14 protein-coding genes are annotated in these 15,872 nt (G+C 64.0%); 10 read left to right on the top strand and 4 right to left on the bottom strand.

The window, feature by feature from the left end:
- Window positions 1-320 precede the first annotated feature (320 nt).
- The gene (locus EUC46_RS02450; RefSeq protein WP_164918729.1) at window positions 321-2,015 is read left to right on the top strand and encodes a DUF2142 domain-containing protein; all 1,695 of its coding nucleotides are present in this window, start codon (window positions 321-323) and stop codon (window positions 2,013-2,015) included.
- 134 nt (window positions 2,016-2,149) lie between these two features.
- Here EUC46_RS02450 and EUC46_RS02445 read toward each other — a convergent pair whose 3' ends face one another.
- Window positions 2,150-3,583 (bottom strand): sugar nucleotide-binding protein, encoded by a 1,434-nt coding sequence (locus EUC46_RS02445; protein ID WP_128772616.1) that lies wholly within the window; start codon window positions 3,581-3,583, stop codon window positions 2,150-2,152.
- Between the two features lie 256 nt (window positions 3,584-3,839).
- Between EUC46_RS02445 and EUC46_RS02440 the strand changes: the two genes are divergently transcribed.
- The 6 genes from EUC46_RS02440 to EUC46_RS02415 all read left to right on the top strand — a co-directional run bounded on the left by EUC46_RS02440 (window position 3,840) and on the right by EUC46_RS02415 (window position 11,050).
- Window positions 3,840-5,675, top strand: a complete 1,836-nt coding sequence (locus EUC46_RS02440) for a phosphotransferase (RefSeq protein ID WP_206645866.1) — start codon at window positions 3,840-3,842, stop codon at window positions 5,673-5,675.
- A complete protein-coding gene (locus EUC46_RS02435; RefSeq protein WP_241655346.1) occupies window positions 5,672-6,652 on the top strand; it encodes a DMT family transporter in 981 nt (326 codons plus the stop codon). Before EUC46_RS02440 ends, EUC46_RS02435 begins: the two co-directional genes overlap by 4 nt.
- A 98-nt stretch (window positions 6,653-6,750) precedes the next feature.
- Window positions 6,751-7,623 (top strand): LicD family protein, encoded by an 873-nt coding sequence (locus EUC46_RS02430; RefSeq protein ID WP_128772614.1) that lies wholly within the window; start codon window positions 6,751-6,753, stop codon window positions 7,621-7,623.
- Window positions 7,624-7,637: 14 nt separating this feature from the next.
- The gene (locus tag EUC46_RS02425) at window positions 7,638-8,507 is read left to right on the top strand and encodes a LicD family protein (protein WP_128772613.1); all 870 of its coding nucleotides are present in this window, start codon (window positions 7,638-7,640) and stop codon (window positions 8,505-8,507) included.
- 2 nt (window positions 8,508-8,509) lie between these two features.
- Complete coding sequence (locus EUC46_RS02420) at window positions 8,510-9,772, top strand: lipopolysaccharide biosynthesis protein (protein WP_206645865.1); 1,263 nt, start codon at window positions 8,510-8,512, stop codon at window positions 9,770-9,772.
- A gap of 162 nt (window positions 9,773-9,934) precedes the next feature.
- Window positions 9,935-11,050, top strand: coding sequence for a glycosyltransferase family 4 protein (locus tag EUC46_RS02415; protein WP_128772612.1), 1,116 nt, complete (start codon window positions 9,935-9,937; stop codon window positions 11,048-11,050).
- Between the two features lie 82 nt (window positions 11,051-11,132).
- Here the strand turns inward: EUC46_RS02415 and EUC46_RS02410 are convergent, their stop codons facing one another.
- Window positions 11,133-11,570, bottom strand: a complete 438-nt coding sequence (locus EUC46_RS02410; protein WP_128772611.1) for a DUF2304 domain-containing protein — start codon at window positions 11,568-11,570, stop codon at window positions 11,133-11,135.
- Window positions 11,571-11,572: 2 nt separating this feature from the next.
- Window positions 11,573-12,346 carry a glycosyltransferase family 2 protein gene (locus EUC46_RS02405; protein ID WP_206645864.1) on the bottom strand — a complete coding sequence of 258 codons (774 nt, stop codon included), beginning with the start codon at window positions 12,344-12,346 and terminating at the stop codon, window positions 11,573-11,575.
- Window positions 12,347-12,731: 385 nt separating this feature from the next.
- Here EUC46_RS02405 and EUC46_RS02400 point away from each other — a divergent pair, with 385 nt between their 5' ends.
- Genes EUC46_RS02400 through EUC46_RS02390 form a run of 3 tightly spaced genes read left to right on the top strand, consistent with a single transcriptional unit; the run spans window position 12,732 to window position 14,931 of the window.
- Window positions 12,732-13,475, top strand: coding sequence for an ABC transporter ATP-binding protein (locus EUC46_RS02400; protein ID WP_338324456.1), 744 nt, complete (start codon window positions 12,732-12,734; stop codon window positions 13,473-13,475).
- Window positions 13,472-14,251, top strand: coding sequence for an ABC transporter permease (locus EUC46_RS13410; protein ID WP_128772609.1), 780 nt, complete (start codon window positions 13,472-13,474; stop codon window positions 14,249-14,251). The genes EUC46_RS02400 and EUC46_RS13410 overlap by 4 nt, the downstream gene beginning before the upstream one ends.
- Window positions 14,248-14,931 (top strand): hypothetical protein, encoded by a 684-nt coding sequence (locus EUC46_RS02390; protein WP_128772608.1) that lies wholly within the window; start codon window positions 14,248-14,250, stop codon window positions 14,929-14,931. Before EUC46_RS13410 ends, EUC46_RS02390 begins: the two co-directional genes overlap by 4 nt.
- 118 nt (window positions 14,932-15,049) lie before the next feature.
- Here EUC46_RS02390 and EUC46_RS02385 read toward each other — a convergent pair whose 3' ends face one another.
- The gene (locus EUC46_RS02385) at window positions 15,050-15,514 is read right to left on the bottom strand and encodes a hypothetical protein (RefSeq protein ID WP_128772607.1); all 465 of its coding nucleotides are present in this window, start codon (window positions 15,512-15,514) and stop codon (window positions 15,050-15,052) included.
- Window positions 15,515-15,872 lie beyond the last annotated feature (358 nt).

Genomic DNA, 15,872 nt, shown 5'->3' with positions numbered 1-15,872 from the left:
GCTCGCGTCGGGATGATGCTGGGATGGTCGTGATGTCGCTGTCACCTGCTCGATGTCCTGAGCGTCCTGAGCCGGCCTCAGTCGGCGACCGAGTCAGTCTAGGTCACCGGAGGAGCACGGCCAGGTCGTGCTGCGGTGAGGTCGGCCGCAACCCTTGCCCCTGATGAGTATCAGGAGCCGTGGGCATCAGGACCCAATGGGGACAGCTCCTGGCGGCGCGCCCAGCGGCGCTGTTCCGCTGTGAGCCCTCTGTGGCTAACCTAAGGTAATCTGCGTGGCTGACAATGGATACACCGTTGTCTATTAGGGAAGGTGGCGCCATGTCCGGGACAGAGCAGGTGGACGCGGATCGCACCACAGCACGCGTGCGACGCCGACGCCGGTGGGTTTGCGGCGCATTGGTGGTCATGGCGCTGCTGGCGACCGGTGTGAGTTGGGTGCTGGCCTCGCCGGTTGCCGGCTCGCCTGATGACGAGTACCACCTGGGCAGCATCTGGTGCCCCCGTCCCGTGGCCTCATCGGGCTGCCAGACCGCGGTCATTGATGGGCGGGTTGAGGTGCGCGTCCCTGAGACCATTGCCGAGGGCGCCCCCTGCTTCGCCTTCCATCCGGAGAAGTCCGCGGCGTGCCGCCTGTCGATGTCGGACCGCGAGACGACCTACAGCGCCCGCTATGACGACGGGAACTACCCCATCGGGTACTACCGTTTTCATCACCTTCTCATTAGGGAGAGCGTCAATGAGTCCGTGCTCATTATGCGCATGGTCAATGTGGTGATCGCGGTCGCGCTCCTGGGGGCGCTGGGAGTGCGCATCCCCGTCCGGATGAGGGAGAGCTATGTGCTGGCCATGTGCGTGTCGTGGATCCCCATGGGGGTGTACTTCATAGCCTCGAACAACCCCAGCTCATGGGCTTTAACCGGTGTGTTCGCCTACGCTGCGGGGCTCTACGCGTCGGTCAGGGCCCAGGGGCGCCGGCGCTGGGTGTTGCTGGGCCTGGCCCTGGTGGGAGCGCTACTGTCCTTCACCTCCCGCGGCGACTCGTCCTTCTTCATCTTCGTGGCGTCCCTGGCGGTGCTCATCGGTGTGCGGTGGCGCCGCGATCTTCTAGTTCAGACACTCGTGGCGGCGTGCGCCAGCGGCATTGGCGTGTGGATTATGTCGCACACCGGTCAGTCGCGGGCCTTGGAGCCGGCGCCCCCGCCCTTTGATATGCCGGCCCACGCCAGGCTGATGTCCAACCTGCGGACCCTCCCGGAGTACTTCGCCGGGTTCTACGGCCGCCGCTGGGGGGCGGGCTGGTTCGACGTCCCGCTTGACGGGCTCGTCACTGTTATTGCCATTGCTGTGGCCGGTGCGGCTGTCTTCCTGGGGGCGGGGATGCTGACCTGGCGCAAGCTCCTGTCCGCGCTCACCGTTGTCGGGGCGCTGGCGGGAGTCCCGCTGCTGGTGTCCATGCAACAGGGGTTCGTGCGCACTTTCCAATACCAGCCGCGCTATATGCTGCCGCTGCTGGCGGTCTTCTTCCTCATATGGTTGGACAGGCCGCGTGAGGGGCCCGTGCTGTCCAGGTCTCAGGTGGCGCTGCTAGTCGGTGCATCAGTGCTGGTGCACTCCGTTGCGATCCACGAGCTGCTGCACCGCTACACCCACGGGGTTCGCGACCCCGACGACGACTTGCTCTTCAACCTCAATTTCAATCCGGCGTGGTGGTGGGACCTACCGGTTTCTCCCATGACCGTGTGGAGGGCCGCCACCGTCTTCTACTTCATCGCCATTGTCGTGGGGGTCGTGCTGGCGCGTACAGGTCCTGACCGTCACGGGAGCCTGCTGAGTCTGCGCCCGGCAGTACTGCTCACCCGCATGCGGCGGCATGCCCCTGCCGACGTTGACACGGGGGACGGCGACGACGCCGGCGCCCCCGCACCCGTCGTCATCGATGCGGCCAATACCGCCAGTACCGACGATGACGCCAGTACCGACAATGGGGGGCCGCAGCCGACCGTGCGGACCTGATACCCCTCCCGGGGGAGGGGGAGGAGGCCGGGGCGAAGAAGGCCCTGCCCTCCTCAGTTGTCTCGCTGTGGAGGCCGGGCGGGACTCGCCGGGCCTGAGTGGAGCGGTGGCTCGGCGGGGCCCAGCGGCTCAGCTCAGGCTTGGAGGGCGGCCATGTAGGTGTCCAGGCGCTCCATGGAGTTGGCCGGGGTGAAGCCGGTGGCTTCGATCTTGCTCAAGTCCAGGGTGGAACTCAGTGGGCGGGGGGCGACGTCCCGGCCCGCGAAGTACTCCTCGGTGCTGACCGGGGTGACGCGGTTCGGGTCATGGCCCGTGAGCTGATAGACGCGCTTGGCAATGTCGCACCAGGAGACCACTGGCCCTTCGCCGGAGAGATTGTAGGTGCCGTGCTCCGCGCCGCTGGACAGCAGGTGGATGATGCCTGCCGCCAGGTCGGCGGTGAAGGTGAGGCGGCCCACTTGGTCGCTGACCACCGTGGGGTCCACGCCCTTAGCGGCCAGCGCCGCCATGGTCTTGGCGAAGTTCTTGCCCTCGCCCACGACCCAGGAGGTGCGCACCAGGTAGTGGCGGGGGGTGCCCATGACGGCGGCGTCGCCACCGGCCTTGGACTGGCCGTAGACGCCCAATGGGCTGGGAGGCTCGTCCTCGGTGTGGATTGCGGTGGAGCCGTCGAAGGTGTACTCGCTGGAGATGTGCACCAGGGTCAGGTTGTGCTGGGAGGCGGCGCGGGCGAGGTTGGCCGGGCCGGTGGCGTTGGCCCGCCACGACAGGCGACGCCCCTCGGGGGACTCGGCACCGTCGACGTCGGTCCATGCGGCGGCATTGACAATAATGTCGTACTCATCCCAGGGGTAGTCCCTCATGGTGGCGGCGTCGGAGATATCGACCTCGGGCAGGTCGACCCCGGTAGCGGTGTAGCCGGCACGGGGGAGAAGGCGCATGAGCTCACGGCCCAGCTGGCCCTTGTCGCCGGTGACCAGCACACGGCGCCCACGAGAGGGCGTCGTCTCCGGGGTGGGGAAGGGCACCACCGCGGCCATGCGGGGGTGGCCCCTGTCCTTGTCCGAGATAATGGCCTCATCCAGCGGTATGGGCCAGGGCACATTGGCGGTCTCGTCGGCGAGATTGAGGAAGGTGTACTCGACGTCGGGGGACCAGTGGGCGTTGACCAGGTAGGTGTAGGCGGTGTTCGGCTCCAGTGTCTGGTAGGCGTTGCCCACGCCCCGGGGAACGTAGACCGCCACAGAGGGGTCGATCTCGGTGGTGTAGAGCGTCCCGAAGCTGGGGCCCTCGCGCAGGTCGACCCAGGCGCCGAAGACGCGGCCGGTGGCCACGGAGACGTACTTATCCCAGGGCTCGGCGTGAATACCGCGGGTGACGCCGACCTCATCATTGAAGGAGACATTGTTCTGAACCGGGCCGAAGTCCGGCAGGCCCAGCGCAGTCATCTTCTCGCGTTGCCAGTTCTCCTTGAACCAGCCCCGGTTGTCACCGTGAACGCTCAGGTCGATCCGCAGGAACCCGGGGATCGGAGTGGGCTCAATGCCCAGGGTCTTGGTCTTAGTCATAGGGCGATAGTCCTTGTTGGTCGGCGTTGGTCATGGATGCGCCTGCGTCGGAGGGCCGGGTCGCAGATGAGTCTAACGCCCCCGGTGGCCGGTCCCGGGGGTGGGGTCGACGGCGTAGGGCGGCCGGTGGCGCCGGCGAGGCCGACGGGCGGCCGTGAGAGGCAGCCGACACAAACTGAAGTTCAAGATCGTGAGTTCGAGTGCTAGTCTCGAACACGCAATCAGTTGACCTTCTCTTGAACAGGTGGTGGCTTCTATGGCGGGTACGCTCTCGCAGCCCCAGTTCGACGTCCTGTACGCGCTCCTCCGAGCGGATGCCGCGCTCACCCAGCGCCAGATCCACGCCTCCACGGGCTTGTCCCTGGGGAGCGTGAACGCGGTGGTCAGGGAGTGCGAGGCACTCGGGCACATTGCCGAGCGACGCATTACCGAGTCCGGTAGGAGTGCGCTGGAGCCCTACCGGGTGGACAACGCGGTCATTATGGCCGCCGGGTTGTCGCAGCGCCTGGCCCCAATCTCCTACGAGCGCCCCAAGGGCACGCTGCGCGTGCACGGAGAGGTCCTGGTCGAGAGGCAGATCAAGCAGCTGCACGAGGCCGGGATCGCCGACGTCACGCTTGTGGTCGGCTACAAGAAGGAGTACTTCTTCTATCTGGCCGAGCAGTTCGGGGTGCGGATCGTCGTCAACGACGACTACGTCCAGAGGAACAACAACGGCTCCCTATGGGTGGTTCGAGAGGGCCTGGGCAATACCTACGTGTGCTCCTCCGACGACTACTTCACGGTCAACCCCTTCGAGTCCCATGTCTACAAGGCCTACTACTCCGCCCAATACGCCGAGGGCCCCACACCCGAGTGGTGCCTGGTCACCGGGGCGAACGATCGGATCACGGGGGCCACCATCGGCGGTCATGACGCCTGGACCATGCTCGGCCACGTCTACTTCGATCGTGAGTTCTCGGCTACCTTCCGCCGCGTCCTGGAGGAGGTCTACCACCAGCCCGAGACGGCGCCCAAGCTCTGGGAGTCGATCTACCTTGAGCACATTAAGGACCTCGACATGGTCATCCGCCGCTACCCGGCCGGCGTCATTAACGAGTTCGACTCGGTCGATGAGATCCGCGACTTCGACCCCCTGTTCCTGGAGAACGTGGACTCCGAAGTCTTCGACAACATAACCGCCGTGCTGGGCTGCGCCAAGACGGAGATTCACGACCTCTACCCGCTCAAGCAGGGGATCACCAACCTCTCCTGCCACTTCACGGTGGGGGACAAGGAGTACGTTTACCGTCACCCCGGCGTCGGCACAGACAAGATCGTCAATCGGGGCGCCGAGTTCGAGGCCCTGCACCTGGCCGGCCGACTCGGCCTGGACCGCACCTTCCTCACCGGCGACCCGGTCAAGGGCTGGAAGATATCCCACTTCATCTGCGGCTCGCGCAACCTGGAACCCACTCGGCCCGGAGAACTCGAGCGGGCCATGGTCATGGACCGCGAGCTCCATGACAGTGGCGCACAGCTGTCCCGGACCTTCGACTTCGTCCAGGAGGGGATCGCCTATGAGAAGTTGCTTGAGCACTACGGCCCCATTGACGTCCCCGGCTATTTCGAGCTGCGGGACAAGGTCATGCGATTGAAGTCCTACGCCGACGCCGACGGTTTCCCCATCACTCCCAGCCACAATGACTTCTTCCCCCTGAACTTCCTCGTGGACGAGTCCGGGCACATTGACCTCATTGACTGGGAGTACGCCGGCATGTCCGATGTCGCCAGCGACTTCGGGACCCTCGTCGTGTGTGCCGAACTTACCGCCGAGCAGGCCGAGACGGCTCTGGGAGCCTACTTCGGACAGACCCCCACCGCCGTTGAACGGCGCCATTTCTGGTCCTATGTGGTCCTGGCGGGCTGGTGCTGGTACGTGTGGTCCCTGGCCAAGGAGGCCGAGGGCGACGACGTCGGCGAGTGGCTTTTCATCTACTACCGCCATGCGGTCGATTACGTCGACGCATTGCTGGCCTCCTACGAAGGCGACGAGCCCCTCCTGGCCGCCCCCGCTCCTAGCGTCGGCGCCAAGGTCAGGAGGACGGCATGAAATACGGAATCCTCAGCGGGGCCACCTGGGGCCTCGACACCGTCATCCTGGCCATGGCCGTCGCCCTGGCCCCCTTCCTCGGGGCCTCGCAGGCCCCCATCGCGAGCGCGCTCATCCACGACGTGATCTCAGCGCTGCTCCTCGTGGCCTACATGGGAGCGCGCGGGCGCCTGGGTCACACCCTCGCTGCGCTGCGCACGCGCTCGGGGCGGGTCGTGGTGCTGGCCGCCCTGCTCGGCGGGCCGGTCGGCATGAGCGGTTACCTCATCGCCATCAACAACATCGGACCCTCCTATACGGCGATCATCTCCACCTTCTACCCGGCCCTGGGCACCCTGCTCGCCTTCCTCATCCTCGGCGAGCGCATGAGGCCGCGCCAGATCGTGGCCCTCCTCGTGGCCCTGGCCGCGATCATCGCCATCGGTTGGTCCTCCTCCGCCGACGCCGGCGACGGCAACGCGATCCTGGGGATCGTCGCGGCGCTGGCCTGCGTTTTCGGCTGGGGCTCCGAGGCGGTCATCCTCACCTGGGGTATGCGCGATGACTCCGTGGACAACGAGACCGCCCTGCAGATCCGGCAGACGACCTCGGGTCTGGCCTACCTCCTCGTGGTGGCCCCGATCGCGGGGGCCCTCGGCTTCTCCGCCCACGCGGCCCTCACACCGGCCACCGGGATCATCGCCCTGGCCGCCATCGCGGGCACCACCTCATACCTCTTCTACTACAAGGCGCTGGGCACGATCGGCGCCTCCCGGGGGATGGCCCTGAACATCTCCTACTCGGCGTGGGCGGTCATCTTCGCCCTGGTGCTGCAGGGCACCGTGCCGACCCCCCTGCAGATCGCCTGCTGCGTGGTCATCCTCACGGGCACGGTCCTGGCGGCGACCTCCGACTGGAAGGAACTGAGGTTCGCCACGCTCCGGTCGGCGCCCGGCCCGAAGAATCCCGAAGAAGACCGCCTGACCGCGCGGAGTTGAGCACAACCTCGCCCTGCGGGCGCCTGTGAGAGCCTGTGAGAGTATGGGCCGAAGGATCCCGCCCGCAGGGGGAGGGCCTTTCTGTTGATGGGATGCGCATGACGCCTAATGACTCCGCCGACTCACTGCTCCTGGACCGGATTCATGTCCTGATCACGAGGATCCTCGGGGAGTTCGATCGCGTGTGCCGCCAGCTGGACATCCCGTATGTGGTGTACGGCGGCACCGCGATCGGGGCGGTGCGCCATCAGGGATTCATCCCCTGGGATGACGACGCCGACGTGCTCATGACGCGCGCCGACTACGAGCGGTTCCTTAAGGAGGCGCCGGCGCTCCTGGGGCCGGACTACCGGTTGGACAACACCCGCACCGTCCCGGACTTCCCCTTCATGTTCACCAAGATGGTGCTTACCGGCACCCTGCTCATCCCCGAGTTCGCCAAGGACTCGGCGTACCGCATGCCGTTCTTCCTCGACATCCTCCCCGTCGACAACATTCCGCTGTCGCCCCGGGCGTTCCGCGCCATGAGTCGCCGGAGTTGGATTTGGGGCCGGCTGCTGTTCCTCCTGGGGACCCCCAGGCCCTACCTCATTGGTATTACTGGACCCAAGCGCGCCATGATCTATACCGCGACCACGGCGGCCCACTGGCTCATGCGCTGCCTGCACGTGACCCCCAGATTCCTTCAGGCCCGCTGGGAGAAGGCCGTGCGGCGCTATGAGAACGAGGAGACCGGGCGCATGGCCGACTTCACCATGCGCGATCCGCAGAACTGGGTCGTTACCAGGGAAGAGCTCTATCCGGCCCTTGATGTCCCCTTCGAGGGGATCACGGTCAAGCTCGCCCGCCACTATGATGCGCTTCTGCGCCGCACCTACGGTGACTACATGGAGCTTCCTCCCCTAGACAAGAGAATGAACCATAAGCCGCACCTGGTCGACTTCGGCCCTTACGCCGACGCGCTCCCGTGAGAAAGGATGAGGTTATGGCCCTCGCTCCGTCTGAGGATCCCGACCTGCTGGGACGCATTCAGCGCGCCACCACCTACGTGCTGGCAGAACTCGACCGCGTCTGTGAGGAATTGGGGATTCCCTACACGGTCTACGGCGGGACTGCGATCGGGGCGGTGCGCCATCAGGGATTCATCCCCTGGGACGACGACGCCGACGTGTGTATGGAACGATCGGACTATGAGAGGTTCTTGGCTGAGGCGCCCGCGCACCTGGGCCAGGACTTCTCCCTGGTCAGCCCGCGCACTAGTGCGGACTATCCGACCACGTTCGCGGTCCTGGGACTGGCTGGAACCGAATTCATCTCGCAGGCAGCGAAGAATCGGACGTACCGGATGCCGATTGGCGTCGACGTCTTCCCCCTGGACACCATGCCCTTGGACAATGCGGCTTTCCGTCGCCAAAGTCGCAGGACATGGCTCTGGGGCCGCCTGCTATTCCTCAGGGGGACCCCGAGCCCGGCGATCAGCCTGCCTACTCCCGCTCGACAACTAGCAGTGGCGGTGATGCACGCCACCCACTGGACTTTGCGGGTGCTGGGCGTAACGCCGCGCGCGCTCCAACGGCGCTGGGAGCGGGCGGCGCGCCAATTCGAGGGGACCGATTCGCCATGGCTCGCCGACTTCTCCACGCGGGATCCCAAGCAGTGGTCGGTGCGGCGCAATGAACTCCTCCCCACGGTCGAGGTCCCTTTCGAGACCATTACGGTGAGGCTGTCGAAAAGCTATGACACTGTGCTCAGGCGCGGTTACGGCGAATACATGGAGCTTCCCCCTCAAGAGGAGCGGAGGAACCACCAGCCCTTCCACGTCGATTTCGGTCCCCACAGCTTTCGGGATGTCTGACCGTGCCCGTCAATGACAGGTCGCAGCTCAGCCGCGATTACTTCTGGAACACCGCCGCGTCCCTGATGGGGTCGTTGTCGCTGGTCATTATGCTCATGGTCGTCACTCGCACGGCCGGGATTCAGGCCACTGGGATCTATTCGCTGGCGATCGCGGTGGGGCAGCAATTCCAGACGCTCGGCATGTACGAGGTCAGGACCTACCACGTCACCGACGTTGGCCACCGCTTCTCCTTCGGCACCTACCTGGCGACCAGACTGGTCACGGTCACCCTCATGGTGCTGGGGATCGTGGGCTATGCGATGGTCTCCGGCGACACCGCCTTCCTCGTTGTGCTGATCGCACTGGTGGCCTCACTGCGATTGTTCGACGCCTTCGAGGACGTGTTCTACAGCGAGTTCCAACGCGCCGGGCGCCTGGACATCGGGGGCAGGGCGAGTTTTTTGCGCACCGTGGCCACCACGGCCGTCTTCTCTGCGGCGCTCATTATCTTCAGGAATCTACTCGTCTCCACCATTACGACCCTGCTCGTCTCCCTGATGGTGATGACGGCGGCCTTCCTCCCGCCTGCCCGCGCATTATTCTCGCTGCGCCCGCAGTGGGATGTACGGCGCATAAAGAGACTGTTGGCAGAGTGCCTGCCCCTGTTTCTGGCATCCTTTATCGCCATGTATTTGGTTAATGTGCCGAGGTATGCCATCGACCATTTTCTGGACTCGGCCGCCCAGGGGTACTTCGCCATTATCTACATGCCGGCCGTGGCCATTAACCTGTTGTCGCTCCTAGTCTTCCGCCCCCTGCTCACGCGCATGGCGAGGCGATGGGTGGAGGGCGACTGGGCGGGATTCACGGCCGTGATCAAGCGAGGCCTGCTCAGCACTCTGGCCGCCTCCATAGTTGTGACCGTCGTCACCTATGCTGTTGGGGTGCCAATTCTGGGCCTCATCTTCGGACAGGACGTGTCTGGGCTCAGGCTGGAGTTGATGGTGCTGGTCGCCGGGGGCGCAATGAACTCGGCGGGGGTGATCCTGTATTACGCGCTGACCACCATGAGGCGCCAGAAACTCGTCTTCGTCGGATACGTGGTCGCTGCCGGCGCCATTACCGTCCTGTGCCTCGTGCTGGTGCCGGCCCACGGGCTCCTGGGGGCCTCGGTGGCCTACACCGGGGCCATGACCGTGCTTGCGGCCTCGTTCGCCGCGGGATTGCGCAAGGACCGCCGAGGCGGCGCCACAGCCGAGCAGCCGGACAAGTCGGACGAATGAGACGCGCATTGCGGTTCCTTGGGAGTTTGCGATCATCGCCGTCCCATAAGGAGAGTATGCTCAATGCCTGTTGATTCTGCCGGCCCGTGACTGCGGCGCCACCGAGTGCCGGGCCTCCCGTGCAGGACCGTGGCCCGTTGTTAGCGTGCGAAGGACAGGTGGATGAGAGTCGCTATTATCGTTAACAGCTATCCGCCGCGTATGGGCGGGCTTGAACTCCACGTCCAGAACCTCGCGCACGGGCTCGCCGCGCAGGGGCACCGGGTCTGGGTGCTGACGATCGCTGAAGAGACCGGCTCGCGGCATGACGACAATGTCGCGGTCCTCACCGGACGCTCCCATCTTCCCATTGCCGAGGTCATCAGTTTCCCCTCCGTGGGCGCCACGCGAAAGATCGCGACCTTTCTCCGCCGCAATAGGATCGATATTGCCTCGACGCACACACGCTTCTTCCCCCTGAGCTTCGCGGGGCTGCGGGCGGCTCAAGCGGCCGGTGTCCCCGTTATCCACACCGAGCACGGAAGTGATTTCGTCGCAAGCCGCTCCCCGGTGATCGCGCTGGGATCCCGCGCCGTCGACCTCACCTTGGGACGCTATGTTCTGCGGCACGCGAACCAAGTCCTGGCGGTCTCCCCCCAGGCGGCCGACTTCGTTGAACGTCTGAGCGGGGTCCACGCCACGGTCTTCTACAACGCCATCACCCCGCCAGATCCGTCAGCCACTCACGCCGACCGCCCCCATCATCTTGTGTTCGTCGGACGGGTCGTCGCCGGTAAGGGCTGGGAGGTGTTCCTCGATGCGATTGCCGCACTGCGAGCGGAGGGGATGACTGTAGATGCCGAGCTCCTGGGGGAGGGGGCGGAGCTGGACATTGCGCGCCGGCGGGCCGCAGAGCTCGGTCTTGACGCGGTGGTCAGGATTCCCGGCCGCGTCAGACAAGAGGAGGTTCGTCAAAGCCTGGATGGCGCGACTTTGGTCAACCCCACCGTCCTCTCCGAGGGTTTTCAGACCACGCTGCTGGAGGCGATTGCGGAGGGCGGCCGCGTGGTGACCTTCGAGGTCCCCGGCGCACAGCTCCTGCGCGACTCGGGCGCCCCGGTTATTGTCTGCCCCGAGCGCACGGCGACGTCACTGGTCGCCGCGCTGAAGGAGATGATCTCCCGCCCCCTGCCACCCGCGGGCAAGGAGCTCATCACCCCGTGGACCTGGCCGGTGCGGGCGCGTGAGTACAGTCAGATCGCCAGTGAGGTCGTGGATCGCGCGACGGGACGGGACTGAGACTCCTCGCACTCACGGCCCGCGCCCCAGGACCCGGCAGCGGCCCGGGGCCGGCGAAAAGGCGCTCTCCTGCGATCAGGGGCTACTCTCTGCCCTTCTTCTCTTCTTCACTCTTCTTCTCTTCTTCATCCGCTCGGTCCTTGACCACCCGGCCGGCATCAGAGCGCGCGGTGAGGTGCTCGGCCAGCCCCGCCCTGGACACCAGAAGATTGAGGATCGCAACATTCTCCGCCAGTACCCGGGTCTCATCCTCAAGGCGACTGATCTCCAGGGACAGATGCAGGGAGACACCGAGAAGGAGGAATATCGCCAGCACGAAGAGCAGGTTGGAGGGGACTTCAAAACCAAGGAGGTTCGAGAGGAAGGACAGCAGCCCGGGCACCGTCGCGAGCAGGACAATGGCGAGCCCCACGACGATCCACAGTGCGGCGTACTTCTCCCGCAGTCTGCGGCTGCGCAGGAGCGTCAGGATAATGACAATGACGATAACCGTGACGAGGAAATAGAACAACCGGGTCATAATCAGCTCTCCTCGGTCTGCGCAGAGGCGGGAATGACCTGGCGCCGTGCGCGGTCGATCGGCCGGCGGGTCAGCGAGATGAAAAGGGCGAACATTGACCGGACCAGGTAGATTGCCGCCTTCCAGGGGTTGTTCGACGGGGTTCCGGCTTGACGCGGGCGCATGGAAACCCCGACCTGACTCACGGTCAGGCCCGAGCGGACCGCGATAACCAGGGAATCAATGGTGTCGCCCAGGTACTCGGCGGGGTAGTGGAGGCAGTACTGGTCGATAGCGGTGGCATCGGCGGCCCGGAACCCGCTGGTGACATCGGTCAGGCGGGTACGGCTCAACCGCCCGACGATTCCCGCCAGCATGACCATGGCCCACCGTCGCGGGCCCCGCACCGTGTAGGTGCCGGTCTGTGCGAAACGGGCGCCAATGGAGATATTCGAATGCTCCAGGCCCCCAAGTACCGCCTCAATATCGCGGGGATCGTGCTGGCCGTCGGCGTCGACCTGAATGGCCCGCTCGTAGCCGAAGCGCTGAGCGAATTTGTAGCCGGCGCGCATGGCGCCGCCAACCCCGAGGTTGTACGGCAGATCCAGGACCAGGGCGCCCGCCTGGGCGGCAATATGCGAGGTGCGGTCCCGGGACCCGTCATTGACCACCAGAAGGTCGTAGTCCGGCACAACCTCCCGCAGTTCACGGATTGTGGCCCCAATGGCCTTCTCCTCGTTCCAGGCGGGCATGATGATCAGCGTTCGTGGCGCTGCGCTCGGGGTGGTGCGGGGCATGGGGCTCCTCAGAGTGAGGGCGCCGGCCATTCCAACGCTCTCACCGGGGTCTCGTGGACGCGGTGCTGAAGATGGGAAGATACCTCTTCGACTGGGATCATGCGAGTTGTTGAGCTCCGTGAACTCCGGGGGCGGGCATCTTCGTGATCGAAGGATACCGGGTTCCCGCCGGCGGGACAGGGAGAGAATCATCGGGTCCATGGCCCAGGACAGGGGGCGTCCGGCTCTTCACCTCCTTGGCCAGGGAGCCGGAGACAGCTGAGTTGGCCGTCGGCGTGGCTCGATGGAGCGCAGCAGACGCGCCCGTGCCTCACCGGGCCCAATTGACGGGCTCGGCCCGTGGGCCCGTGGGCCCACGGGCCTAAGTGAATCGGCCTGACGTCCGATGTACACCTGCCATGTTGTTTGCGAGACTGTAATCATGGTTGTGATCAATGATGTCGTGAAAAGACATGGGAGACGGACCGTTCTTCATCAAGTGTCCTTCACGGCGGCGTCGGGCAGAGTTACTGGTTTCGTGGGGCCCAACGGTTCAGGGAAGTCCTCGACGTTGCGCATCCTACTTGGGTTGGATAGGCCTAGTTCCGGGACAACGAGCATCGGTGGGATGAATTATCGGGCGTATCGGTACCCGTTGCGCACCGTGGGTTCAATGCTGGATGGTCCTGGTGCCCATCCGATGCGCTCAGCCCGATCTCATCTTAGTTGGGTCGCGACAAGCAATAAGATACCCGTTAGACGAGTACCTGAGGTTCTTGAGCAAGTGGGGCTGAGTGGTGCGGAGAAGCAGCGCATCGGAACATTCTCGTTGGGAATGGGGCAGCGCTTAGGACTTGCCACTGCCCTGTTGGGCAGTCCTGAGTACCTCGTTCTGGATGAACCCGTGAATGGGCTGGATCCCGAAGGGGTGCGTTGGATGAGGGATTTACTGAGAGGGCATGCCGATATGGGCGGAACAGTTTTGCTCTCGAGTCACCTGATATCTGAGTTGGCTGAGATCGCAGATGATATCGTAGTCATATCGCGGGGTCGCATCACCGCGGCCGGAGCACTTGCAGATATCACCAGGGGGTACTCCGATCTGGAATCTGCTTTCTTCGCTTACACGAAGAGCGGTGCTTCAGTATGATACTGGTAAGGGCTGAGCTGAAGAAGTTGTGCACTCTGACGTCGATCTGGGTGGCAACCGCGAGCTGCGTTCTGGTTCCTGTTGGTCTGGCTGCGCTCAGTGCGCGCGCGATGCATCGTGCCCTCAGTACTGGGGAGGAAAGAGGGCTGCCGAGCGCATCTACCGTCGATGCAGGATTCGGGCATCTGATTTTCGGTACTATCGGTGTGGTGGTGATCGGCGTGATTGTCATGTCGAGCGAGTATGCGAGAAATGCACAGAAAGTCGGGCGGTCGAGGCAATTGACGACCACCATGATCGCTGCACCCCGACGATTTCGAGCAGTAATTTCGAAAATCGTCGTGTTGTGCATGTGGGTGATTGCGACTTCCGTTGTAGCGACGGCAGTAACGACTATTACGTCACGGCACATACTCGGAGAGTACGCCAGTCCGTTGGATGGGACATGCTGGCGGCGCGTCGCTGGAGTGTCCGTGTTCTGGGTGACGATGGCATTGATTTCTTGCGCCTTCACGGCGGTCACCCGGAGCGGTGTGTTGCCGCTAGTTGTTCTTCTCGCGAACAGCACGGTCCTCTCATTCAGTCGTCTTCTCGCGCTGGTTACTGATTCGGCTAGGTATCTACCGGACACGGCAGCGCTCAGCATGTTCTTAGTGGAATCTCCTGTCGAGGGCGCTGTGGACGCAGCAACCGGTTTCTATGTATGTGCAGCATGGGCCCTACTTGCGATAGGGGTTATTGTCGTGAGCTGGGTGACGAGGGATGCGCAGTCATGAGCACTGTGGTTTCCGAGTTCAAGAAGATCGGCTCCGTGCCGGTGACATGGGCGGTCTTCGTGTGTACTGTCGTATTTTCTGTAGCAGTCTCGCTGGTGTTCGAATCTCGGTTTGGCGATCAGGGGTGGGTGGTAGAGCACGATATTCTGAAAACGGTTCCTGATTATATTGCGATTGGCTTTGTTGCGCTCGGGACTATTCTCAGCGGTCAGGAGTATCAAGGAGGGCAGATATATACCACTGTTTCTGCGGTGCCGCAACGATCGATCCTGGTGGCGGTCAAGGTCGCACTATTCTCAGTGACGCTTTTCCTGCAGGGCCTGGCCTCCATGTCGGTTGCCTCTGCCGTCATCCTGGAAAAGGTCAGTGGGGAGGGCGTGCGCATTGTGTGTTATAGCAGCATCCATCTTGCAATCATGGGCATGCTTCCGGCGCTACTGGCGTTCCTGATAAGAGCAGTCGTGCCGACACTCAGTGTAAGTTTGGTATTGCTGGTGGTGGCTCCCCCCGTGTTAATGCCGTTGATGGACTGGGGCGAATGGCTGCCGTCGCAGGTTAGTGCGGATCTGTTCTTGAATAGTGATCTCCCCCATGAGACCGTTTCTGCCGCTGTGCTTACATCTTGGATCATAGGTATCGGGTGTGCTGGCATCGGGCGCTTCGTCCACGGTGATTCGTGAGCGGGCTGGGTTCAAGCAAAGGGGAGCGAATCTCGTCGGGCACTCTCCGGCTGATCGGAGTAGATGATCAGCAGTGTTCCTATCCTGGGAAGGGGGCGTGAGAGCGTTGTCGTGCATTTCATGCACGGCGCCTAAGCTGGAGTGGCTGGTTGAGGGCGGTGGTTTCGCGGGGGTGCACGGTGTTGTACTCGGTGCGGTAGTCCTCGGCCCGGGCGACGAGATCGAGGGCGTCATCGATGGCGTCGAGGTAGAGCCGTTCGTGCTCCCAGGTGCCGAGCCCGCGCTCTGTCGGCCCGTTGGCACCCGGTGACTTCACTGGGGTGCGCACGTGCCCGAGTTCAGGGCCACTGGCGATGAACAGCTCGAAGTTCAGCGATCTGAACGGTCCACCGTTGCCCGTCACGATCATCACCGATGGGTGCTCGTACTTGGACCAGTAGTCCCGGCATCCGGCCAGCCGCCAAGTGCCACCAGTCGTGGTCACGGCCCAGAGATCCGCGCTGGTACGGGCCTTGACCCGCCGGCGTCGCCACGTGCGCTCAAGCATCTCGACGAGCCGGCACAACCCCAGGAGCCCTGACACCCTCATCCTTCTGGCCGCCAGCACGGTCTTGCCCGCCTTCAAAAATCCGCCCTCGGACGCCCGAGGGACTGCTCGCCGACCTTCTCCTTGCCAGTCGCTTCAGCCATCAAGACCTCCCCGGCCAGCACACTGAGCACGATCCGGATCTTCTTCCTCCGCTCATTCCCTAAGTTGCGGGCATCTTCGGCGGGTTCAGGCGGTGCGACCCTAGGGTTCGCGGTTTCGGGCCGGCTTGGTGTCAAGGGGTGGAAGCAACGAGGAGGCGTTCGAAGGCTTCTCGTGGGGTGAGGTAGTTCAGGGTGGCGCGGGGGCGTTCACCCGTGTTCTTCGGCGATGGCGGTCAGGTAGGGCTGGTGCT

It is taken from the genome of Actinomyces oricola, assembly GCF_004104015.1.
GTDB lineage: Bacteria > Actinomycetota > Actinomycetes > Actinomycetales > Actinomycetaceae > Actinomyces > Actinomyces oricola.
Note: the sequence above shows the minus strand (reverse complement) of the source record. Positions and strands in the feature narration are given on the sequence as shown.